The 22,170-nt window shown below is 72.1% G+C and carries 17 protein-coding genes, 1 pseudogene and 1 riboswitch; of the genes and pseudogenes, 9 read left to right on the forward strand and 9 right to left on the reverse strand.

Going from position 1 to position 22,170, the window contains the following annotated elements; genetic code table 11:
- Window positions 1-14: 14 nt before the first annotated feature.
- From tdh to HG542_RS23485, 4 genes are all read left to right on the forward strand, one after another.
- The gene (gene tdh, locus HG542_RS23470; RefSeq protein WP_171084610.1) at window positions 15-1,055 is read left to right on the forward strand and encodes an L-threonine 3-dehydrogenase; all 1,041 of its coding nucleotides are present in this window, start codon (window positions 15-17) and stop codon (window positions 1,053-1,055) included.
- A 41-nt stretch (window positions 1,056-1,096) separates the two neighbouring features.
- Entirely contained in the window at window positions 1,097-2,284 is a 1,188-nt protein-coding gene (locus tag HG542_RS23475; protein ID WP_171084612.1) for a glycine C-acetyltransferase, read from the forward strand.
- A gap of 422 nt (window positions 2,285-2,706) precedes the next feature.
- Entirely contained in the window at window positions 2,707-4,209 is a 1,503-nt protein-coding gene (locus HG542_RS23480) for an alpha/beta hydrolase (protein WP_171084614.1), read from the forward strand.
- 70 nt (window positions 4,210-4,279) lie between these two features.
- Entirely contained in the window at window positions 4,280-5,158 is an 879-nt protein-coding gene (locus HG542_RS23485; protein ID WP_227727790.1) for a GNAT family N-acetyltransferase, read from the forward strand.
- Window positions 5,159-5,176: 18 nt separating this feature from the next.
- Here HG542_RS23485 and HG542_RS23490 read toward each other — a convergent pair whose 3' ends face one another.
- From HG542_RS23490 to HG542_RS23510, 5 genes are all read right to left on the reverse strand, one after another.
- Entirely contained in the window at window positions 5,177-6,622 is a 1,446-nt protein-coding gene (locus HG542_RS23490; RefSeq protein WP_171084616.1) for an alkaline phosphatase family protein, read from the reverse strand.
- 169 nt (window positions 6,623-6,791) lie between these two features.
- A complete protein-coding gene (locus HG542_RS23495) occupies window positions 6,792-7,520 on the reverse strand; it encodes a glucose 1-dehydrogenase (RefSeq protein WP_171084618.1) in 729 nt (242 codons plus the stop codon).
- A gap of 59 nt (window positions 7,521-7,579) precedes the next feature.
- The gene (locus HG542_RS23500; RefSeq protein WP_171084620.1) at window positions 7,580-8,614 is read right to left on the reverse strand and encodes a zinc-binding dehydrogenase; all 1,035 of its coding nucleotides are present in this window, start codon (window positions 8,612-8,614) and stop codon (window positions 7,580-7,582) included.
- Between the two features lie 131 nt (window positions 8,615-8,745).
- A complete protein-coding gene (locus HG542_RS23505; RefSeq protein ID WP_229922902.1) occupies window positions 8,746-10,119 on the reverse strand; it encodes an ABC transporter ATP-binding protein in 1,374 nt (457 codons plus the stop codon).
- A gap of 53 nt (window positions 10,120-10,172) precedes the next feature.
- A complete protein-coding gene (locus HG542_RS23510; RefSeq protein WP_308438101.1) occupies window positions 10,173-11,840 on the reverse strand; it encodes an ABC transporter permease in 1,668 nt (555 codons plus the stop codon).
- A 488-nt stretch (window positions 11,841-12,328) separates the two neighbouring features.
- Here HG542_RS23510 and HG542_RS23515 point away from each other — a divergent pair, with 488 nt between their 5' ends.
- Window positions 12,329-12,469, forward strand: coding sequence for a hypothetical protein (locus HG542_RS23515; protein WP_171084624.1), 141 nt, complete (start codon window positions 12,329-12,331; stop codon window positions 12,467-12,469).
- Window positions 12,470-12,556: 87 nt separating this feature from the next.
- Here HG542_RS23515 and HG542_RS23520 read toward each other — a convergent pair whose 3' ends face one another.
- Complete coding sequence (locus HG542_RS23520; RefSeq protein ID WP_229922907.1) at window positions 12,557-17,086, reverse strand: cation-translocating P-type ATPase; 4,530 nt, start codon at window positions 17,084-17,086, stop codon at window positions 12,557-12,559.
- Window positions 17,087-17,230: 144 nt separating this feature from the next.
- On the reverse strand, window positions 17,231-17,608 hold the full coding sequence (locus HG542_RS23525; RefSeq protein ID WP_171084538.1) for a hypothetical protein: 378 nt from the start codon (window positions 17,606-17,608) through the stop codon (window positions 17,231-17,233).
- Between the two features lie 221 nt (window positions 17,609-17,829).
- Window positions 17,830-18,011: riboswitch (M-box (ykoK) riboswitch) on the forward strand.
- A 252-nt stretch (window positions 18,012-18,263) separates the two neighbouring features.
- Between HG542_RS23525 and HG542_RS23530 the strand changes: the two genes are divergently transcribed.
- The gene (locus tag HG542_RS23530) at window positions 18,264-18,548 is read left to right on the forward strand and encodes a hypothetical protein (protein WP_171084627.1); all 285 of its coding nucleotides are present in this window, start codon (window positions 18,264-18,266) and stop codon (window positions 18,546-18,548) included.
- Between the two features lie 98 nt (window positions 18,549-18,646).
- On the opposite strand, the gene HG542_RS23535 is transcribed toward HG542_RS23530, so the two are convergent.
- Window positions 18,647-19,924, reverse strand: coding sequence for an NAD(P)-binding domain-containing protein (locus tag HG542_RS23535; protein WP_171084629.1), 1,278 nt, complete (start codon window positions 19,922-19,924; stop codon window positions 18,647-18,649).
- A 358-nt stretch (window positions 19,925-20,282) separates the two neighbouring features.
- On the opposite strand from HG542_RS23535, the gene HG542_RS23540 reads away from it, so the two are divergent.
- Window positions 20,283-20,930: an L-threonylcarbamoyladenylate synthase gene (locus tag HG542_RS23540; protein ID WP_171084631.1), complete on the forward strand. Its 648-nt coding sequence runs from the start codon at window positions 20,283-20,285 to the stop codon at window positions 20,928-20,930.
- Between the two features lie 46 nt (window positions 20,931-20,976).
- On the opposite strand, the gene HG542_RS23545 is transcribed toward HG542_RS23540, so the two are convergent.
- Window positions 20,977-21,609, reverse strand: a complete 633-nt coding sequence (locus HG542_RS23545; protein WP_171084633.1) for a carbonic anhydrase — start codon at window positions 21,607-21,609, stop codon at window positions 20,977-20,979.
- Between the two features lie 143 nt (window positions 21,610-21,752).
- Between HG542_RS23545 and HG542_RS23550 the strand changes: the two genes are divergently transcribed.
- Both HG542_RS23550 and HG542_RS23555 read left to right on the forward strand, forming a co-directional pair.
- Window positions 21,753-21,893, forward strand: coding sequence for a hypothetical protein (locus HG542_RS23550; RefSeq protein ID WP_171084634.1), 141 nt, complete (start codon window positions 21,753-21,755; stop codon window positions 21,891-21,893).
- A 74-nt stretch (window positions 21,894-21,967) separates the two neighbouring features.
- Window positions 21,968-22,162, forward strand: a pseudogene (locus HG542_RS23555) (helix-turn-helix domain-containing protein); the annotation flags it as partial.
- Window positions 22,163-22,170 lie beyond the last annotated feature (8 nt).

Below are 22,170 nucleotides of genomic sequence, written 5' to 3' on the forward strand. Positions count from 1 at the left end.
CACAGTGATGTTCCATGAGGGCATTGGTGAAGACCCAGGCCGGGCCGGGTCTCGAACTGACCGAGGTACCGACGCCGCAGGCGGGTCCCGGGCAGGTTCTGATCAAGGTGCTGCGCACCGGTATCTGCGGTACCGATCTGCACATCGACAGCTGGGACGACTGGGCGGCCCGTGTGGTCCGCGCCCCCCTCGTCGTCGGCCACGAGTTCGCGGGCGAGGTCGTGGAGACCGGCCCCGGCGTGAACGCGGTGAGCGTCGGCGACATCGTCAGCGGCGAGGGCCACCTGGTGTGCGGCACCTGCCGCAACTGCATGGCCGGCCGCCGCCACCTGTGCATCCGCACGGTCGGCCTCGGGGTGCACACCGACGGCGCGTTCGCCGAGTACGTGGTCCTGCCCGAGTCGAACGTCTGGGTCCACCGGCACGAGATCGACATCGACGTCGCCGCGATCTTCGACCCGTTCGGCAACGCGGTGCACACCGCGCTCTCCTTCCCGGTGCTCAACGAGGACGTCCTCATCACCGGCGCCGGCCCCATCGGCATGATGGCCGCGGCCGTCGCCGCCCACGCGGGCGCCCGCTCCACCGTGATCACCGACGTCAGCCCCTACCGGCTCGCCCTGGCGCAGAAGATGGGCGCCACGGTCGCCCTCGACGTCAGCGCCCGGCGCATCGCGGATGTCATGCCGGAGCTCGGCATGACCGAGGGCTTCGACATCGGCATGGAGATGTCCGGCCGCGCCGACGCCCTGCAGGACATGATCGCCACCATGTCGCCCGGCGGCCGCATCGCCGCCCTCGGTCTGCCCACGGGCGACGTCAGCATCGACATGGCCACGGTCGTCACCCGCATGCTGACCCTGCGCGGCATCTACGGGCGCGAGATGTTCGAGACCTGGTACGCGATGTCCGTCCTGCTGCGCAGCGGCCTCGACATCTCGCCGGTGATAACCCACCGCTTCGGGTTCGAGCAGCACGCCGAGGCGTTCGCGACGGCCCGCTCCGGCCAGTGCGGGAAGATCGTCATCGACTGGACCCGGCCGACCGCCCCCTGACGCCGCCACCCCTGACGCACGACCACACGAGGAGTCCCCCCATGTTCGACGGCATGCGCGAGCACCTGCGCAAGGAGCTGCAGGACATCCGCGACGCGGGCCTGTACAAGTCCGAGCGCGTGATCACCAGCCCGCAGTCCTCGGCCATCAGCGTCGGCGACGGCAAGGTCCTGAACTTCTGCGCCAACAACTACCTCGACCTCGCCGACCACCCCGAGGTCGTCGCGGCCGCCAAGCAGGCGCTGGACGACTGGGGCTTCGGCATGGCCTCCGTCCGGTTCATCTGCGGCACCCAGGCCCCGCACAAGGAGCTCGAGGAGAAGATCTCCCGGTTCCTCGGCATGGAGGACACGATCCTCTACAGCTCGTGCTTCGACGCCAACGGCGGCGTCTTCGAGACGCTGCTGGGCGCCGAGGACGCGGTGATCTCCGACGAGCTCAACCACGCGAGCATCATCGACGGCATCCGCCTGTCGAAGGCGGCCCGCTTCCGCTACCGCAACCGCGACATGGCCGACCTGGAGCGCTGCCTGAAGGAGGCCTCCGGCGCCCGGCACAAGCTGATCGTCACGGACGGCGTCTTCTCCATGGACGGCTACATCGCCCCCCTGGACGAGATCTGCGATCTGGCCGAGCGCTACGGCGCCCTGGTCATGGTCGACGACTCGCACGCCGTCGGCTTCGTCGGCGAGGAGGGCCGCGGCACGCCGGAGCTGTTCGGGGTGACCGAGCGGGTCGACATCATCACCGGCACCCTCGGCAAGGCCCTCGGCGGTGCCAGCGGCGGCTACGTCGCCGCGCGTGCCGAGATCGTGGAGCTGCTGCGGCAGCGCTCGCGCCCGTACCTGTTCTCCAACTCCCTCGCCCCGTCGATCGTCGGCGCCTCGCTGCGCGTGCTCGACCTGCTGGCCGAGTCCGGCGACCGGCGCATCCGGCTGCGGGAGAACACCACGCTGTTCCGCAAGGAGATGACGGAGGCCGGCTTCGAGGTGCTGCCCGGCGAGCACCCGATCACCCCCGTGATGGTCGGCGACGCCGCGCTGGCCGCCCGGATGGCCGCGGAGCTGCTGGAGAAGGGCATCTACGTGATCGCCTTCTCCTACCCGGTGGTGCCCAAGGGCAAGGCGCGTATCCGCGTCCAGCTGTCCGCCGCGCACTCCCGCGAGGACGTCCTGCGCACGGTCGCGGCGTTCCGCGAGGTCCGCGACGCCATCGGCGCCACGGCCTGATCCGCCGCCCCGCGACCGCCCCGCCCCGCCCCGGTTCCGTCCGGGGCGGGGCGGTCGCATGGGTCGGACAGCCTCCCCCGTCCGGGCAGGATGGCCGTACGGCAGAGCCGACGAGTCCTGACCTGGCACCGTTCGTCAAGCAGCGCGTCGTCCTGCTGACGACCTACAAGCGCGACGGCACGCCCGTCGGCACCCCGGTCGACGGTGATGTCGACCGGGGTGCCGACGGGCGTGCCGTGTGAAGAGGGACCGGACGCTGCACTGCGCATTGCGGTTCACGGACGGGTGCCGGTCATGACCCTTCTCCTCGTTCCCCGGCTGCGGGTGCCTTGAATCTCCCCCAGGGGGAGTTCCTAGCGTGCACGGGAACGCGGGCGGTCCGATGGGCCGGCCGTGCGGACCGAGTGGACGAGGAGAGGCCCATGACGGCATTCGTGCTGGTGTCGGAGATCTGCACCGGAGGCTGGATCTGGCGGGAAACCGCCGCCCGGCTGAGGGAGTCTGGGGCGGAGGTGCATCCGGCCACCCTCACCGGCATGGGCGACCGCCGTCATCTGGCCCGTCCGGACACGGACTTGGAGACGCACATCGAGGACGTGGTGCAGCTCGTCGACCACGCGGAGGCGCCCGACCTGGTGCTGGTCGGTCACGGCTACGGCATCCACCCGGTGCTCGGCGCCGCCGAGCGGCGCCCGGGGCGGGTCGCCCGGATCGTCTACCTGGACGCGGGGATGCCCGAGGACGGCGCACCGGCCGTCAGGCTCGTGCCCGACCAGGCGATCCGCGACCGGCTGGCGGAGCAGCCGGCCGGGGACAGCCGGCCCGTGCCGCCGCCCGCGTCCGATGCCTGGCAGCGCTGGGGCAGCATCGCGGACGTGCCCGAGGACGCGCTGGCGCGCCTGACCCGCCTGGCCGTACCGCAGCCGGTGCGTACGCTCACCCAGCCGCTGCGGCTGTCGGGGACCGCGGCCGGGCTGCCGACGACCGGCATCCTGTGCACCGCCAACGGGTCGAGCATCACCATGGTCGAGGCACAAGTGCGGCTCGGGGACCCCCGGTTCCGTGCCCTCGTCGACCCGGAGGTGGGCTTCCTCGAACTCGGCACCGGGCACTGGCCGATGCTCTCCGCCCCCGCCGAACTGGCCGGCGTGCTCCTGCGGGCCGCCGCCGGAGAGGGGCACCGGCTGACCGCGGCGGCACCCGAACGGCCCGCGTATCTCGGGCGGTTCCTCATGGACGTGCCCGGTCGGCCCCGGGAGCGGACGGGCCGCGTCGATCTCCATCTGCCGGATGCGGAACGCCCCTGCCCGGCCGTGGTGTTCGTCCACGGCGGCCCGGTGTCCGAGCACGTGCAGCCGACGCCGCGCAACTGGCCGGCCTTCGTCGGCTACGCCCGGTACGCGGCGCATCTGGGGGCGGTCGGCGCGGTGGTGGACCACCGGCTGCACGGTATCGGCGACTACGGGCGTGCCGCCGAGGACGTCGCCGCGGCGGTCGACCTCGTGCGGGCCGATCCGCGCGTCGACGCGGACCGCGTCGCCCTGTGGTTCTTCTCCGGCGGCGCCCTGCTGTCGGCGGAGTGGCTTGCCGCTCCCCCGCCGTGGCTGCGGTGCGTGGCGGCGACGTATCCCCTGTTCTCTCCGCCGCCGGGCTGGGGTCTTGCCGACGACCGCTTCCGTCCCGCGGCCGGGGTGCGGACGGCCGGGCGGCTTCCCGTCGTGCTGACCCGGGTGGGGCTGGAGAAGGCGGAGTTCACGGCGACGGTCGAGGAGTTCCTCGCCGCCGCCGGGGACTGCGGAGCCCGCGTCGAGGTGATCGACGTGCCGGACGCGCACCACGGCTTCGAGACGATCGACCACACCGGGCAGGCCCGGAGCGCGGTGGAGCGCGCGATGCGCTCGGTGCTGGGGCACCTGGGGAGCTGAGGCGCCTCGGCAGCTCCGGCCGGGAAAAATTCGCGTGCCCACCGGCCGGAGCGGCCGGTACGTTGGCGGAATGGACTCCGTGCAGGTGAGGCCGATGCAGGAGAGCGATCTCCCTGCCGCAGAGCGCGCCTCGGCAGTGACGTTCCTCGAAGCGGACCGGCTCGGCCGGAGGGCCGGTGAACCGGAGGTGCAGCCCCGTCCGGCGTCCGGGACGCAGCAGTGGATCGACCGGATGCGGTACTTCCTCTCCGTGGATCCGGGAGGCTGCTGGGTGGCGACGGACGCAGGCGCAGTCGTCGGCTTCGCGGTCTCGCAGAACCGCGGCCGGCTCTGGTACTTGGCGACCTACGGGGTGCTGCCCGGTCACCAGGGCAAGGGCATCGGCAAACGGCTGCTGGACGTCGTCCTGGTGCACGCGGAGGGCCGCCGGGGCCTGTTCTCCTCGACCGTTCATCCCGCGGCGACCCGCCGGTACCGGCTGGCGGGTTTCTCGCTGCTCCCGCAGATGCGCATGGTCGGTACGGTCGACCGTTCCGCGCTGCCGGCGGTGACGGGGCTGCGTGACGGCGGGGGTGACGACCTGGAGTGGATGGACCGGCTCGACGAGAACCTCCGGGGAGCCGGTCACGGCCCCGATCACCGCTACATGCTCGGTTCCTTGCGGCTGGTGGTCTCCCGGGCCGGGGACAGGCCGGGGTACGTCTACCTCGACGACCGGGGGCGTCCGCTGCTCCTGGCCGCCGCACACCCGGACACTGCGAGGCAGCTGTTGTGGGAGGCCCTGGCCTCGTCGCGCGGCGACACGCTCGTCAACTGCATCACCACGGCCAACGAGTGGGCTGTCGACGTCGGTCTGGCCGCCCGTCTCGACATCGGCCAGGAGGGATACCTCGCGGTCCGGGGGATGAGGGAGCCGGCTCCGTATCTCGCCAGCGGGCACTTTCTCTGACGCGGGCCGTGCTGCTGCTCACCGGTGCCGGCGCGATCCCTGCTCCTGGCGGGGCGGGGTCTGGCCGGTGGTGGGGAAGGCCGGCTTGGGGAGGGTGGCCACTTCCTGTCGGGCCTCCGCCAGTTGTTCGCGGGTGTCGGCCGGCAGGCGGGGCGGCTTGCGGGCGGGGGCGGCGAAGCCGAAGGCGGAGGTGAGGTCGCCGAAGGTGCGGCGCCGCCAGGCGCTGATGTTGGGCTCCCGTACTTCCCTGCCGTGGGCCGCCGTCCAGCTTTCCAGGAAGCGCAGACACGAGGTGTGGTCGAATGCCTCCTGGGCGACCCAGCCGCCCACGGTCCAGGGCGAGATGATGAGGCAGGGCACCCGGAAGCCGCCGCCGATCGGCCGGCCCGACACGAATTCGCCCTTGGTCCCCTCCAGGGGCACGGGCGGGGGGACGTGGTCGAAGAGGCCGTCGTTCTCGTCGTAGTTGAGGATGAAGACGGTCTTGTTCCAGACGTCCGGATTGCCGGCGATGGCCTCGAGTTTCCGGGCGACGTAGTCGGCGCCCGCCGCCGGCAGGGAATCGGGGTGCTCCGATTCGGCGGTGGAGGGGATGAGCCAGGAGACCGCGGGGAGGCGGTCGTTGCGGACGTCGTCCTCGAAGGCGTCCTCGGGCAGCCTGCGCATGCCGCGTTCGTACAGGGGTTCGCCGGGCCGGGCCTCCCGGAACTGTTTGAAGCCGTTGAGCACGTTGTAGGAGCCGTTGTCCCGGCCCTGGTAGACCTGCCAGCTGAAGCCCGCGTCCTGCAGGCGTTCGGCGTAGGTGGTCCACCGGTAGAAGGTGGGCGGGTAGTCGTTCGTGATGACGGGGCCGCCGCGGGTTCCGCCGGGGTCGATCGTGCCGGACATCCAGTGCAGGCGGTTGGGCCAGGTGGGGCCCAGGACCGAGCAGAAGTAGTTGTCGCAGACGGTGAACGCCTCGGCCAGGGCGAACTGGAAGGGGATGTCCTCGCGCGTGTGATAGCCCATCACATAGGGCGCGTCGGCGCCGTCCGCGTGCCGGTGCGCGGGCATCCACCGGTCCATCCGGCCGCCGTTCCAGGCCTCGTGCTGCACGTCCCAGGCGTGGCTGGTGGAGGGGATGGACTGGGCGCTGGTCTTGTGCGTGTCCAGGCGGAAGGGCAGCAGGTACCCCTCGGGGTGTGCGCTGTCGGGCTGGTGGAAGACGTTGCGGCCGTTCGACAGCCTGAGCGCGTGGGGGTCGTCGAAGCCGCGTACCCCCTTGAGGGTGCCGAAGTAGTGGTCGAACGATCTGTTCTCCTGCATCAGCAGGACCACGTGCCGGACGTCCTTGAGCGAACCGCTCCGGGCGGGGCCTGCTGCCACCGCCCGCTGCACGCTCCCCGGCAGTGCCGAGAACGTGGTCCCGCCGAGGGCAGCAGCCGCTGCACCGGTCAGGAGTCTGCGCCGACTGATACCCGTCATCCGTCCTCCGCCACAGCCGTCTCCACCTGCCGCGCGGACGATCGCACCCGGCGATCGCCCGGCATTGACGACGAGACTGCTGCATCAGTGGCGTCTCATGGGGCATCAGAGAGCAATAATCACCTTTCCGGACGAGTGGTTCATCCCGTCTTGACGCCGGGGCTCCGGCTCAGATCTGGGCCCGGCCGCCGTCGACGAACAGTTCGATGCCGGTGATGAAGCTGGAGTCGTCGGATGCCAGGAAGAGTGCTGCTCTGGCGACCTCCTCCGGCTCTCCGGCGCGCCCCAGCGGAATACCGGCCACCAGCTGCGCAACGGCGTCCTGCGGCTGCGCCGCGAGCATGGGCGTCACGACGGGTCCGGGGCTGAGGACGTTGGAGCGGATGCGGCGGTCCTTGAGCTCCGCCGTCCATACGCGCACGAAATCGCGGACGGCCGCCTTGCTGGCGCCGTAGACCGAGTGCGTGGGCGTTCCCTTGCTGCCGGCGACGGAGCCGGTGAGGATGACGGAGGCGCCGTCGTTCAGGAGCGGCAAGGCCTTCTGCACCGTGAAGAGCGCGCCCTTCACATTGACATCGAAGATCTTGTCGAAGTGGTCTTCGGTGACGGCTTCCAGAAGGGCGGGGTCGCCGACGCCGGCGTTGGCGAAGACGACGTCGAGGCGCCCCTCGGCCCGCACGGCCTCGTACAGCCGGTCCAGATCGGCGAGTTCGGCGACATCGCCCCGAACGCCGGTGGCATTGCTGCCGATTTCCTTCACCGCTTCGTCGAGTTCCTTCTGCCGGCGGCCCATGACGAAGACGCGGGCGCCCTCTTCGGCGAAGAGTTTCGCCGTGGCCAGCCCGATTCCCGATGTGCCGCCGGTGATGACCGCGGTTTTCCCCTGCAGCTTTCCCATGCGCCTGCTCCCGGTGGTCGCGAACACGTGACGGGAAAAATATCAAGGGCGGGCGAAGGTCAAGGCCGGACGAGCACTTTCAGGGCCGTGCGGTCGGCCATGGCCCGGTAGCCGTCCGGCACGCCGTCCAGGCCGACCGTGCTGTCGAAGACGCGGCCGGGCTCGATCGTGCCGTCGAGGACGTCGGGCAGCAGTTCCTCGATGTAGGCGCGGGCCGGCGCGACGCCTCCGGTGAGGGTGATGTTGCGGCCGAACATGGCATATCCGACGGGCCCCTTCTCGTACTGCGGCACGCCGACGCGGCTCACCGTCCCGCCGTCGCGCACGACGCCGAACGCGGTCTCCAGGGCCGCCTCGGTGCCGACGCACTCCAGCACCACCCGGGTGCCCTCGCCACCCGTCAGCTCCCGTACCCGCTCGACGCCCTCCTCGCCGCGCTCGGGGACCACATCGGTGGCACCGAAGTCGCGCCCCAGGTCGGTGCGGGTGCGGTGGCGGCCCATCAGCACGATCCGTTCCGCGCCGAGCCGCCGGGCGGCCAGCACCGCCGACAGGCCGACGGCGCCGTCACCGATCACCGTCACCGACGTGCGCGGTCCGGCGCCGGCCGTCACCGCGCAGTGGTGACCGGTGCAGAAGACGTCGGACAGGGTGAGCAGCGACGGCAGCAGCGGGGAGTCCTCGCCGACGGGCAGCCTCACCAGCGTCCCGTCGGCGAAGGGCACCCGCACGGCCTCGCCCTGGCCCCCGTCCACGCCGTTCTGCGCCCAGTAGCCGCCGCGCGGGCAGGAGGTGTGCAGGCCCTCGACGCAGTACGCGCAGGTGTTGTCGGCGTAGGCGAAGGGCGCGACGACGATGTCCCCGGGCGCCGGCCCGGTCACGTCCGCCCCGGTGTCCTGTACGACGCCGAGGAACTCGTGGCCGATGCGGTCGCCCTCTTCCGTGGCCGGTCTGGACCCGTAGGGCCACAGGTCGCTGCCGCAGATGCACGTGCGCAGGACGCGCACCACGGCGTCGGTGGGTTCCTGTACGCGGGGGTCGGGCACGTCCTCCACGCGCACGTCCCCGGCCCCGTAGATCAGCGTTGCTCGCATGGGAATCTCTACCTGCGTTTTCTTGGGCTTTTCGGCTTTTTCCGTTTTTCTCCCGGTTCTTCCAGCGTTGCCAGTCCTGCGCAGCTCTGCAAGGCGGGGCCGTTTCTCGACCTGGTTCTTGACCCGGGTGACTACAACGCGTCCTGGGCACCTGGCTCCAGGGTCAGCTTGCCGTCGTCACGGTCGTAGTCGTACAACTCGCCATAGCGCCCCCAGTCGATCGCGGTCTCCAGCTGGTTGCGCGCTTCGTCCGCCGAGAACCCGCGCCGGAGAAGGTCCAGGAAGAAGTCTTCGCGGAGGGCATGGCCCTCGGTCGCGGCCAGGGCCTGGACGATCGCACGGACCAGCGGGGCACGGGCGGCGGCGTGGCGGGCGAAGAGCCTCTTGCTGGTGAGGATGTCGGCGGCGGAGAACTCGCGGCCGGTGTCGGTGATGGTGATCCGTGGGCCGTCCAGGCGCGCGAGGCCGAGCATCACAGAGGCATCGACCAGGGGCAGGAGGTCGTCGACCTCGAAGTTGAGCTCATCGGCGATCTCGGCCAGTCCGTCCTCGCCCCCGCGCGCGATGAGGATCTCCAGAAGGCCCGCCAGACCGCCGACCCTGACGTCCGGCAGCGGGGCGCTGATGGGGGTCGGCGCGGGCGCCGGACGGGCCTGGCCACCCGGCGGCGCCGGGGCTTCGACAACGGCGGCTGCTGCTGCCTCACGGCCGGTGAGGATGGCATAGACCGTGTCGACCAGGGCCTCGAAGCGGTGGTGCTGCCGGTTACGGGGACGGGGCAGGTCGACGGTGAGTTCGGCCTGGATACGGCCGGGGTTGGAGGAAAGGACCAGAATCCGGTCGGCCAGCAGCACGGCTTCCTCGATGTTGTGGGTGACGATCAGGATCGACTTCACCGGCGCCTCGTGGCCTTCCCACAGGCCGACGAGTTCGGTGCGGAGGTTTTCGGCGGTCAGCACGTCCAGGGCGGAGAAGGGCTCGTCCATCAAGAGTGCGTCGGGTTCGACCACGATGCCGCGCGCGAATCCCACGCGCTGGCGCATGCCGCCGGACAGTTCCTTGGGATAGGCCGACTCGAAGCCGTCCAGACCGATCAGGTCGATGGCCTTCAGGGCACGTCGGCGACGCTCCTCCTCCCCCACGCCCAGTGCCGCGAGGCCGAGTTCGACGTTCTGCTGCACCGTCAGCCAGGGCAGCAGCGCAAAGGACTGGAAGACCATCGACACTCCCGGGTTGGCACCGGTCAGCGGTGTGCCCCGGTAGAAGACCGAGCCGGACGAGGGGGCGATCAGGCCGGCCACGCAGCGCAGCAACGTCGACTTGCCGGACCCGGACTTGCCCAGCAGGGCGACGATCTCGCCCTCGGCCAGGTCGAAACTGATGCCGTCCAGTACCGGCAGGGCACCGCCGTCCGGTGTGGTGAACGTCTTGGTCACCGCGTCGGCCCGGACGATCGCCTCGCCCGGCGCACGCGGTCCGGTCATGGTGGCTTCGCTGCTGTTCACGGATCCTGCCTCGGGAACTGGAAAGGGCGGACGGGCGGAGAAGGGGACGGGGGTCAGAGGGCGTAGCGGGTCTCGGCCAGCCGGTAGAGGCGGCGCCAGAACAGCCGGTTCGCGGCGACGACGTACAGGCTCATGGCGAAGATGCCCACCAGGATCTTCGGGAAGTTCCCGGTGGCGGTGGCTTCGGTGATGTAGGCGCCGAGTCCGGTCGCGGCCAGGTGGTGCTGTCCGTAGTCGACCACCTCGGCGACGATCGAGGCGTTCCACGCCCCGCCCGCAGCCGTGATGCCTCCGGTGACGTAGGACGGGAAGACGGCGGGCAGGATGAACTGCCGCCAGCGCAGCCACCCGCTCACCCGGAACGTCGTCATCGCCTCCCGCAGATCGGACGGGATCGCCGAGGCGCCCGCGATGACGTTGAAGAGGATGTACCACTGTGCCCCCAGCGCCATCAGCAGGATCGCCCCGAAGTTCAGCGAGATGCCCAGCACGACGAAGACCGCTGTGGCGAAGGGGAAGAGAAAGTTCGCGGGGAAACTGGCCAGGACCTGGACGACCGGCTGGGCGAACCGGGTCACCCGGGGATTCATCCCGATCCACACCCCGACCGGCACCCACACCAGCGTCGCGGCGATGGTGAGCACCACCACGCGGCCGAAGGTGGCCGCGCCCAGCGCCAGCGCGGAGCCGAACGCGCCGAAACCGACGTTCGCGTTCACATAGGTACAGGCTTTCCAGGCCCCGTAGGCGACGACCGCGCTGACCGCTCCGGCGAAGAACACGTCCCCGGTCCGCTCCCGGGCCGGCGACACTCCGATGGCGTGCTGGGCCAGCCCGAACGGCCGCGTCAGCCGGTCCAGCACGGGCCAGAGCGGCTTCAGGGGCCGCGCCAACAGCCGCGGCACCTGCGAGCGCCGCAGAAAGTCCAGCACAAGGCTGCGGGGATGCTCGGCGGCCCGGGACTCCTCGACCCGGAACCGCTCCGACCAGGCGGTCACCGGCCGCCAGAACAGCACGTTGACGCCGATCACCAGGACGACCATCACCGCGATGGCGTTGCCCACCTTGCCCAGGTCCCCCTGGGCGATCGCGGCGGCGGCGTAGGACCCCATGCCGGGCAGCGCGAACTGGTGGTTGAGCACGGAGATGGACTCCGAAGCGGCCAGGAAGAACCAGGCTCCGCCGAAACTCATCATCCCGTTCCACACCAGCGGAATCACCCCGCTGGGCACGTCCAGCTGCCAGAACCGCTGCCACTTCGTCAGCCGCATCACCCGGGCCGCTTCGTCGAGTTCCCGCGGCTGGGAGACCAGCGAGGCGTGGAAGGCGAACGTCATGTTCCATGCCATCGCTGTGAAGATCGCGAAGATGGAGGCGCACTCCAGACCGAGCTCGGAACCCGGGAAGAGGCTGATGAACGCGGTGACCGTCACCGACAGGAATCCCAGGACGGGCACCGACTGCAGGATGTCCAGCACCGGCAGCAGGACTTTGTCCGCCCTGCGCAGCCGCGCCGCCGCCGTGGCGTACACAAAGGTGAACAGCACCGACGCGAGGAGAGCGACGAACATGCGCAGCAGGGACCGCACCGCGTAGAAGGGCAGGTTCGACGGATCCGTCGACACCGCCTTGGGCGCCGTATTCGGCAGAAACGGCGCGTTGAGCGACGGAGCCAGCCGCAACAGCCCGTACAACAGTGCGACCAGAGCCGCCGCGACCACCAAGTCGACCCACCGCGACGGCGGCCGCCGCCATACTCTCCGGGAAGGGAATCCGCTCGTATCCGCCATCAGTCACCTCCGTGCTCTCCCGGCACGCCCGTTCCGGTCAGGAGATCACGCCAGGCAGAATTCCTGCCGCACCTCGGCTGCCAACACGTACGTGGCCGGCGGGGTGGCCCCGGTTCCGACGAGTTGGGGTGAGCCGGCCGTCCAAGGGGCCGGTCCGCTCCTTGCCGTGTCGTCCGGCGCCCGCATGCGCCCCGGCCGGGAGGAGGCGAGAGACATGGATGGCAGCAGTTGCAGCAGTCCGGGCCACAGTCGGCCCCGTATCCGTAAGTCTTCGCCGGCCTCCGCCGCTCGGTGACCGGAACAGCCGCACTGGAACGCCTGGTGGTCCGCCCAAACCCGCCAGGAGCCGTGAAAGCCCCTGTATTGCACGCCCCTTGACGGGGCCGGGCAGTCGGGCCCCCGCCTGTCATGAGCGTCGGATGGGCATGACGGAGCGGCGGCTCGAGGACAAAGGGCACCCGGTCACCTGGGAGGACGGCCTCCCCGGATTCGACCGCCTCCAGACCTTCGACAAGGTCGGCAACCGCCTTGCGTTCCTGGAGCCGTGCGACCCTTCCTGAAACCCTGGCCTTGCCCGGATGGCCTCCGGGTTGCCCGGCGCGGAGCCACGCTGCGGTGTGCTCCGCGCCGGAACCGTGGTCCGGCCGTCAGTGGGATATCTGCACGACCGGCCGCACCGTGTCCGCCAGTCGGGACAGCAGCCGCTCGGCGGGCGGCAGCAGCCAGGGGGCGAGCGCGGCGGTGCCGATCGCCGCGCCGACTCCCGTCCAGGCCACGGGTCCCAGCGGTGTGCAGCCGAAGAAGTGGCTGACCACCGGGGTCTGGACGATGCCGGCAAGGACGAGGGCGGAGCCGACCGCGGTCGCCACGACCAGCGGGCTGCGCCGCCGGCCTTTGATGGTCTGGGTGAGCTGGGCTCCCACCACACCGCACAGGGCCATGGTGCTGGTGCGCCGTGCCGAGCCCGGGGTGAGGCGGCCGATCAGCCATGCCGTCGTCGCACCGAGCCCGGTGACCACGCCGCGTCGGCGGATCTGGTGGGTCAGCGGGGCGCCGAGGACGGCGGTGCCCACCGGTGAGGCGCCGGGCGGGAGCGCTTCCTCGCCCGGCTCCGCGTCCTGCGGCGTGACCGCGACCGCCATGGCAGGGAACATGTCGGTGAGCAGGTTGACCAGCAGCAACTGCCGTGTGGACAGCGGCGATGCGCCATCCAGCAGCGTGCCGAGCACGGTGAAGCCCACCTCGCCGAAGTTGCCGCCGATCAGGATGCTGATGGCATCGGCCACACTGCGCCACAGGGCCCGGCCCTCCGCCACCGCGTCGACCAGGACGGACAGTTCGTCGCCGGTGACGACCAGATCCGCCGCATTGCGGGCCGCGGCGGACCCGCGGGCCGCTATCCCGATGCCCACATCTGCGGCGCGGATGGCGGCCGCGTCGTTCGCGCCGTCGCCCACCATGGCCACCACGCGCCCGGCCTCCCGGAGCGCCTCGATCACCTGGAGCTTCTGTTCCGGTGCGACGCGCGCCACCACACCGCAGTCCCGCAGGAGTTCGGCCCTCCCCGCCCGGTCGACGGCGGCCAGCCGGTGACCGGTGACCACCTTGACGTCCTCCGGCCAGCCCAGGGCCGCCGCCACGGCCCTGGCGGTCTGCGGGTGGTCGCCGGTCAGGACCACGGGCCGCACCCCGGCCCGGCGCAGCCCGGCCACCAGGGGAGCCGCATCGGCCCGCGGGGTGTCCGCCAGCGCCACGAAACCCAGCAACTCCAGCTCCCGGAAGGGCTTGTCCAGCACGTCGGACACCTCGTCCGGCCGGAGCCGGTGCCGGGCGACGGCCAGGACACGCAGTCCCCGTCCTGCCAGGGACTGCGCGCTCTCCTCCGCGTCGGCGGGGACGTCCGTGCAGCACGGCAGCACGACCTCCGGCGCGCCCTTGACCACCAGCAGGTCCGCGTCGCCGTCCGCGGTGTGTCCCACGGCTGCCGCGTAGCCGCGGCTGGCCTCGAAGGGCTGGGCGACGGTCTCGCTCCAGTCCGGGTCGTCCCCGGCCGCGGCCAGGACGGCCTCGTCGGTGGCGTGCGCGTGTGCGCCCGTCCCGTCGGGGTGCGGGCACGTGCGGGCCGCGGCCTGCAACACCGCGGCGGCTTCGGGTTCGTCGGCGGCGTGGACGGTGCCCCGGGCGGTGACCAGGTGGACGACGTGCAGGCGGTTCTCGGTCAGGGTGCCGGTCTTGTCGAAGCAGATGGTGTCGATCCGGCCCAGCGCCTCCAGGGTGCGGGGAGTACGGACCAGGATCCCGTGCCGACTGAGCCTGCGGGCGGCGGCCATCTGCGCGACCGTCGCCACCAGCGGGAGGCCTTCCGGGACCGCGGCCACGGCAACTGCCACGCCCCCGCCGACGGCTTCGCGCACCGGCCGTCCGCGCAGCAGGGACAGGGCCGTGACGGCCACCCCGCCGGCGAGGGTGAGCGGCAGCACCTTCTTCGTGAGCTCCTGCAGCCGTGCCTGCACCCCTTCGGCGGCCGGGGTCCGGGACGCCAGCGACGCGGCCCGTCCGGCCTGGGTCTGGTCGCCTGTGCCCACCACGACGGCCCGGCCGCAGCCTGCGACCACGGTGGTGCCCTCGTAGACCATGCAACTGCGGTCCGCCACCGCCGCACCGGGTGTGGCGGCCACCCGCTTGCCGGCCGGCAACGACTCGCCCGTCAGGGCGGATTCGTCCACCTCCAGATCGGCGGCCTCCAGCAGCCGGGCATCGGCCGGCACCACGTCGCCGGTGGTCAGTTCGACCACGTCGCCGGGAGCCAGCCGGGCGGCGTCGACGACCGCCGTCGTCCCCGCCCGGGCATGGGTGACGCGCCGCGCCGTCTGCCGCTGTCCCGCCGAGAGCTCTTCCAGGGCGCGCTCGGCACGCAGCCGCTGCACCCCGCCCACCACGGCGTTCATCCCCAACGCGCCGGAGACCAGCAGCGCGTCGACGCCGGAGCCGAGAACGGCCGAAGCGGCCGCTCCGACGGCGAGCACGGGGGTGAGGGGGTCGTCGAGCTCGGCCCGCACGGCCGTGAACAAGGACACCGCCGTGCGCGCCGGGGCGAAGACCGGCAGCCCGGTCGCGGCCTGCGCACTTCCGCGCAGCCGGGACAGCACGGTGGGGGCGGTCCGGGGCATGCTCGCCAGCCGGGACAGTGCCTCGGCGGGCTGCAGGGCGTGCCACGGTACGCGCGGTGCCGGACGGGGCGCCCTGCGGCCGGCGGTGGCGTACGCGGCCCGCCAGCCCGTGAACAGGGCCCCGCCGGCAGCGACGTTGACAGGGCTGAGCCGGATCCCGGCCGGCAGCGGCATGCGCCGGGCCGGCGAGCCTCCCGTGACGACCAGGAGCCCGGACAGCGCCGCACCCGACTGGGCGAGGACCTTGGAGCGGCTGCCGACGGCCCGCGCGGCGGGAGCGGCCGTCAGCAGCCGCCACACCCCCTCCAGCCCGTTCAGCGCGAGGACATCGGCATCCCAGATCACCGCGCTGCACTCGTCGGTGAGGGATACGGCGAGGTCGCCGGCCAGCAGCCCGGCGAGTGTCCCGTGATCCCCGGCGTCATCCTGGCCGATGCGCGTGATGGTCATGACGACCTTGCCGCTCTCCTGCAGCTCCCGCACGACGTCGGCCAGGGGCCGTTCCGGGGCGACGACGGTGTCGGCCAGTGCCGCGAAGTCGCCGAGCGAAGGATCGTCCATCATCACGACGTTCAGGTCGGCCCGGCGCGCCGCGTCCAGTACCGCCTCGGCGCGCGGGTCGAGCTCCCAGCCGACCAGCACGGTGCCGACGTCCTCACCGTCGGCGGATGCGAGCATCGAGCCGGTGTTTGCCGTGTCGTCGCCGGATGCCGAACGCAGGCTCACCGCAGGCGGGTTGACGCCCCCTGCCGCGCCCTCGGCACCGCGCAGTGCCGCGGTCGCCGCGTGCCAGAGCCGGTCGTGGTCCCACGACGACGATGCGCCGGGCTCGACGTCGAGGACCACCCGCCGCCGGCCGTGCAGCGCGCGGGGGTGCAGAACGACCGTGTCCACGAGCTGCAGTTGACGCAGGCGCCCGACGTTCCGGACCAGCGCGTCGCCCTGGGCCAGGACGCTGCTCAGGGCGGCGGTGAAGGCCGCCGGGCCGTAGCGTGCCGCCTTGGGCGATCCGGCCAGGACCGCCTCCGCGGCACCGGCCGTGCTGCGGGTGAACACCAGTGATGCCGCCGCGCCCACCAGGCTGCCGGTGACCGCGGCGTCGGCGTACTCCTCGCCCGGATCCGGCCGGAGCGGCGGCCTGGGCACCCCGGCTCCGGACAGGCTCGTGCGGTCCGGAGCGCAGACGCTGTCGTGGGCGGCGTCGAACGCCGCGGCCCGGGCCAGCGCCTCGGCCAACTGGCCCGTGCGCAAGGCCCCGTCCAGCATGAGGGTCGTCGGTGACTGCCCCAGCGCGTGCGTCGCGGCATAGACCGCAGCCAGCACCGTGTCGGCCCCGGCCGCGCCGAGTCGGCGGCGCAGCACGCCGCGTACCCGGGAGTCCTCCCGCAGCAGCGTCACCGCCGCCGTGAGCAGCCGCGGAGACTTCCGCAGACGCATCACGCGCGCCGTCAGTGCCGTGGCGATGCCCGCGGCATCACAGGCCAGGAGCACAGCGGCGGTGCGCACATCGGCTGTGCTCCCCGGATGCGGAAGGCCGGGCTCCTCCTTGCCGGCTGCGTGCTCGAGTCCGTACCGGGCGGCGAGTTTCTCCGCCCGGCGCTCGACCGCGTCGAGTACGTCCTGCTCGGCCACCTGCACCACCAGCCGGGACAGACCGCCGTCCCAGTAGGCGAGGAGCACGTCGGGATGCTCCAGCAGCACAGCGGCCACCTTCTGCGCGGCGGCCCTCGGCCGCGACGCCCCGGCGGCGGTGGCTCCGGGGCGCGGGCGCAGCGGCAGCTGGATCCGGTTCCCTGCACGCCAGTGACCGTCGCCGGGCGCCAGTGCGTTACGGGTCACCCGGGCCACCCGCACGGCTGTCGCCGATACCTCGGCCGCCCCGCTTGCCGCGGTGTGCACTCCGGCCGACGCCAGCTCGCCCGCCCCGTGCCACAGTGCGCGGGGCGAGGGAGCGAGGCGGCTCACGGCCCGGGCCGGAGCGGTGACGATCGAGCCGAGTCCGGCCACGGGCAAGCCTGTCAGCAAACGCAGAACCACTGTCCTACTCTCACGAGATGTGCGCACCGGGCATGGCCACGGTGCGGAGATGGCAACTGCTGTGCCCGGGACGGCCGGGCGGCCGGGCGGGCAACAGCTGATGCCGACGGTCAGTCAGTCGGCCGCCCGGTCCGAGGGCGTTCCGGTGTCGATCGGCACCGGGCCGTCGCCCCGGCCGTCCTCCGTGGGCGATGAGGCCTTGGATGCGTCCTTCATCTGCTTCGGGGCAGTGGCGGCACCCGCAGGCGAGCCCTGCTCCCGGCCGGTCGGCGCGGCCTCCGCCCCGCCGCTTGCGGGACGCTGCTGCGTCAGCCACACCACCGCGGCACCCGCGGCCGCAACCGGCCACTCGACAATGCCGGCGGCCCCCAGAACGCCCACACCGGCATACACCGCGGCCCGGCGCGCCCGGGGAGAGACCGAACCGACCACGTCCAGCGTCCCGTTCACGGCCTCCTTGACCAGGCCGGTACCGGGGACGTGGTCCACCACTGCCTGAACCGCCCCCAACACCCCTGACCGGCCCGCCGTGTGCGATGAAGACGAAGGTCGTATATCGGCCGGTATATCGGCGCCCTCACTCATGGAATCTCCTGTTCCGAATACGGACATGGTTCCGATGCGAAGCGGTCCATCGGTGTTCACCTGTACCGTCGTGCGTTTCCCTAAACGTCGCTTGACAGGCGCCGTGCATCTTCGTGATTCTCGAAGCAGCAGCACCTCGTTGGGCGAGGCTTCTGCGCGGACACAGGCCACTGACCCCGAACGTCGAGAGACGCCCCGGGTCAGGACAGCTCACTCCGGATTAAGGGGTGCGCCCAAGTGGCTGCCCGGCCAGGCAGTTCGGCCGGGAATACGCCGTGCAGTGCTGAAGCCGTGACGAGAGAGGTGCCTTCCCGCGTCGCGGAGGCTCCTCGGCCCATGTCCGGCACCCTCGAGTGCCCAGGCCGCGAGGAGGTGAGGGGCTTGAGTCCCTGGCATAGTCCGGAGCCCGCTTCCGGCCCGACCCGCCCGTCACCACTCACCCGTCGCTGACGCTCCGGCCGACTTCCGCGTACCGGCCCTGCCCGCACGAGGCTCCCGGCCGCGCTGCGCCGTTGTTCCGTGCGTGCGTCCGCGACCGGGTCCGTCCTGCCCGGAGACCGCTGTGCGCATCCAACTGACATGGCCGAACGCTGCCGACACCTGCCTCACCCTCACCATCCCCCTGCCCGACGTCACCACCGGATCGTCCCGCCCGGCCCTGCGAAGGATCGTGGGGTACGCCGGGCCGGTCCTCGCCGCCGCGGCCGACGCCGCCGGTGCGGGGCTCCTCGCCCGCCTGGCGCTCCCGTTGGCCGTCCACTTCGTGGAGCAGGCACTCGACAGCCCGGTGCGGGATCCGCACGGCGGTCCGGCCCGTCCGCCGGTGCCTGTGGGGGCTCCGGCCTGACCGGGGCGACCAGGCTCTTCAACCCGCCTGGCGAGTCCGGGGCGTTGGCTGCGCGTCCTTGCCGATACCGCCGCCCCGCTGCTGGTCGCGGGTTCGTGTCATCGGCGGGTTGCCCGGCGTGCGAGGTGCCTGGTGATGCGGTGGGCGGCGAATGCGGTGCCCGCGACGAAGCGCAGCATGGGTCCGAAGGTGGGTGCTGCGAGTGCGCCGGTGAAGTACAGGCCGGGGACGGTGGATTCGAAGGCGCCGGTCAGGCGTGGGGCGCTGGAGCCGGGTATGCGGGCGATGGCTGTGCGCAGGGGCGGGGGGAGGAAGGGCAGGGCGTCGATGTCGATGCGGTAGCCGGTGGCGGCCAGGACATGGCCGGCGGTGAACTCGCGCAGACCGTCTTCCTCGCCGGTCAGCTGCAAATGCACCTGGCCGTCGGTGAGATGGGCCTGGCTGATGCGGCAGTGGGTGTGGAGAGGGACGATGCCGTCGACGCGTTCACGCAGCCACCAGCCGCCGGAGGGGCCGAGCGCGCGGCGGTGGACCAGGAGGCGGGCGGGCGCGGGCAGGTGGCGCACGGTCTGCGGGGCGCGGCACAGTGCGGCCAGGGTCCAGCCGCTGCCGAGCGGGGAGGCGGGACGGGCCAGGCGGTTGACGAGGGGCCGGTGGAGCACCGGGGTGGTTCCCCAGCGCACTGTGCCGGAGCGGATGAGGACGTGGGGGTGGGCGCCGGCTTCGTGGAGCAGGGCGGCGCTTTCCAAAGCCGACTGTCCGCCGCCGATCACGGCCACACGTTGCCCGGCGTAGCGGGAGAGGTCGGTGTGGTGGCTGGTGTGGGACAACACCGCATCGGCTCCCGGTCCTTGAGGTGCCAGGTGCAGCAGGTTCCGGGGGATGTGGGCCATGGGCCGAAGACCGGTGGCGACGACGACGGCCGAGGCCGGTACGGGTTCTCCGTCGTCCAGGTGCACGGTGAAGCCGTCGGGGGCGCGCTCGAGGGAGGTCACCTGCCGTGCGGTGACGTCGCCGACGAACCGGTCGGTGAACCACATGCCGTAGGCGGTGAACACCTCGCACGGGATGGGTGTGAGCTCGGTCAGCTCCGGCTCGCCCCGCTCCCGGCGGAAGTCCGCCAGCCGCCCGTCCGGCATGGGGGCCGACAAGTCGGTCGCGGCAGGGGTGGACTTGAGGAACATGCCGGTGGCCATCGCGTGGCGCCAGCTGCCCATGACCTCCCCGAACACCCGCACGTCCACTCCGGCGGCCCGCAGATGCGCCGCCACCGACAGCCCGTAGGGCCCGGCACCGATCACCACCACCGCCCGGCCCCGCCCGCCGGCCTGCCTCGTGGCCGGGGCGGTGCCCTGCTGTGGAATCGACTGCGTCATCCATCCCCCCGTTCGATGGCGCGCGCACAGGGCCGGAGCACGCCGGGCAGGGCCCCAGGGCCTTGCGCACCGGCGCCCGCACGCTCCTGAATTCCCCGGGCACCAGTCTGCCCCACCACCAAGATCGGCACGCGAAGCGGACGAGACCCGGCGAAAACCGCCACCCCGTTCCACGGTCCGCAGCACAAGGCGCGGCCAAGGACGGGCACCACCATGGGCATGGATGAACCGGGGGGACGGACCCGACGCCGGTGGGCTTACAGTACGGGGCGAGCACCGCGCCGGCAGGCGAGCACGACGAGCCGCCGGCCACCTGACCCGGGCTCCGGAGCCCGACCACCGGACGGAGAGGAAAGACGTGTTCCGGCACTACGACTGCCGCGAGGATTCCGAGCACACCACAGGGCTGGAGGATGCCGCTGCTGCCGTGCGCCGCGGTGAGCTGGTGGTGTTGCCCACCGACACCGTCTACGGCGTCGGCGCCGACGCCTTCGACCCCGAAGCGGTCGGGCGTGTGCTCCGGGCGAAGGGGCGGGGCCGGTCCATGCCGTCACCGGTGCTCGTCGGTTCCGCGGACGCCCTGGACGGACTGCTCCCCGACGTTCCCCGGCGGGCGCGGGAGCTGATCGAGGCGTTCTGGCCCGGCGGACTGACCCTGGTCGCCCGGTACTCGCCCTCGCTGACGTGGGACCTGGGCGAGACCCATGGCACGGTCGCTCTGCGCATGCCGGCGCACCCGGTCGCCCTCGACCTGCTCAACCGGACCGGCCCGCTGGCCGTTTCCAGCGCCAACCTCACCGGACAGCCCTCCCCGCAGACGTGCGGGGACGCCGAGAAGATGCTCGGTGACACCGTCGCCGTCTACCTCGACGCAGGCCCGACCCCGGCCGATGTGCCGTCCTCGATCGTGGACATCACCGGCACGACCCCCCGACTGCTGCGCGCCGGTGCCATCAGCGCCGAGCGGCTCCGCAAGATCGTGCCCGACCTGACGGAAAGCATCTGACCGCGCGGCGGTCCGCGGCGTCCGCCGGTCTGCGGGCGGTTGCGGCCTAGCCGACGGTCACATCGAGGCCGTGGGCCGCCACCAGGCGGGCGCTGCCGTCGTCCAGGCGGTAGCACAGGCCCACCACCGCGGCACGGCCGTCGGCGACGCGGTCGGCCAGCACCCGGGAACGCTCCAGCAGCCGATCCACCGTGTGCCGTACGTGCTCCGCCAGAATCTCGTCGGGCTCCACGCGTCCGGCGGCCCGCGCCGCGAGCACGCTGGGGGTCACGCGCTCGACCACGTCGCGCACATAACCGGCCGGGGCCACGCCGTCCTCCAGGACGGCACAGGCAGCCGCCACCGCACCGCACGAGTCGTGGCCGAGGACCACCACCAGCGGGCAGTCCAGCAGGTCCACCCCGTACTCGATGCTGCCGAGCACCTCCGCACCTATGACGTGGCCCGCGGTGCGCACCACGAAGAGGTCGCCCAGCCCGCGGTCGAAGATGATCTCGGCGGCCAGCCGGGAATCGGAGCACCCGAACAGCACGGCGAAAGGCCGCTGGACCGGTGCGGTCTCGGCGCGGCGGGCGGCGTCCTGGTTCGGGTGCTCGGGCGTACCCTCGACGAATCGCCGGTTGCCGGCCAGCAGCAGGTCGAAGGCTTCGCGGGGGGTCATGGGCTGGGAGTCGATCATAGGAGCAGACTACGGCCCGGCTCCGGCCGGACTCCGTCCGGTCTCCCTGCGGACCGGCGTCACCGGGATCACCGGCATCACCGCCGGCCGGCGGAGACCGGCTTGAGCCGGGCGCCTGGGGACTGTCAGCCCGTGGTGGCCAGTTGAGCGATCCGGACGACGACGAGCACGACGGCCACGACCAAATATCCGCGCAGGGTGAGACGAAGGCCGAGGTCGCCATGATCGCCACCGCCCCGGCCATGACCACCGCGATGCCGATCCACAGGTCGGCGCGCTCGTAGCGGATCCAGCGCGGGGTGATCCGCTGACGAGTGGGGATTGTCGCGGTACGCCCGAACCATGAGGTATCCGCAAATTCGCCGCCGGACGGGACAACACTGTGGTGGCCGGGCAACTACGCGTCAGCGTGCGGTCGGTGCAGCGGTGGCGCCGCTCGTGGCACGACGGCGGCCGGCAGGCCCTGCAGTCCAGGGGTTCGCCGGGCCGCCCCGAGCTGAGCGAGGCCCTGTTCGCGGTGCTGGAACAGGGGCTGGGCACCGAACGGGGGCCGACGGCAAG

Origin of the sequence: Streptomyces morookaense, from assembly GCF_013030945.1 — a bacterium.
Lineage (GTDB): Bacteria > Actinomycetota > Actinomycetes > Streptomycetales > Streptomycetaceae > Streptomyces > Streptomyces morookaensis.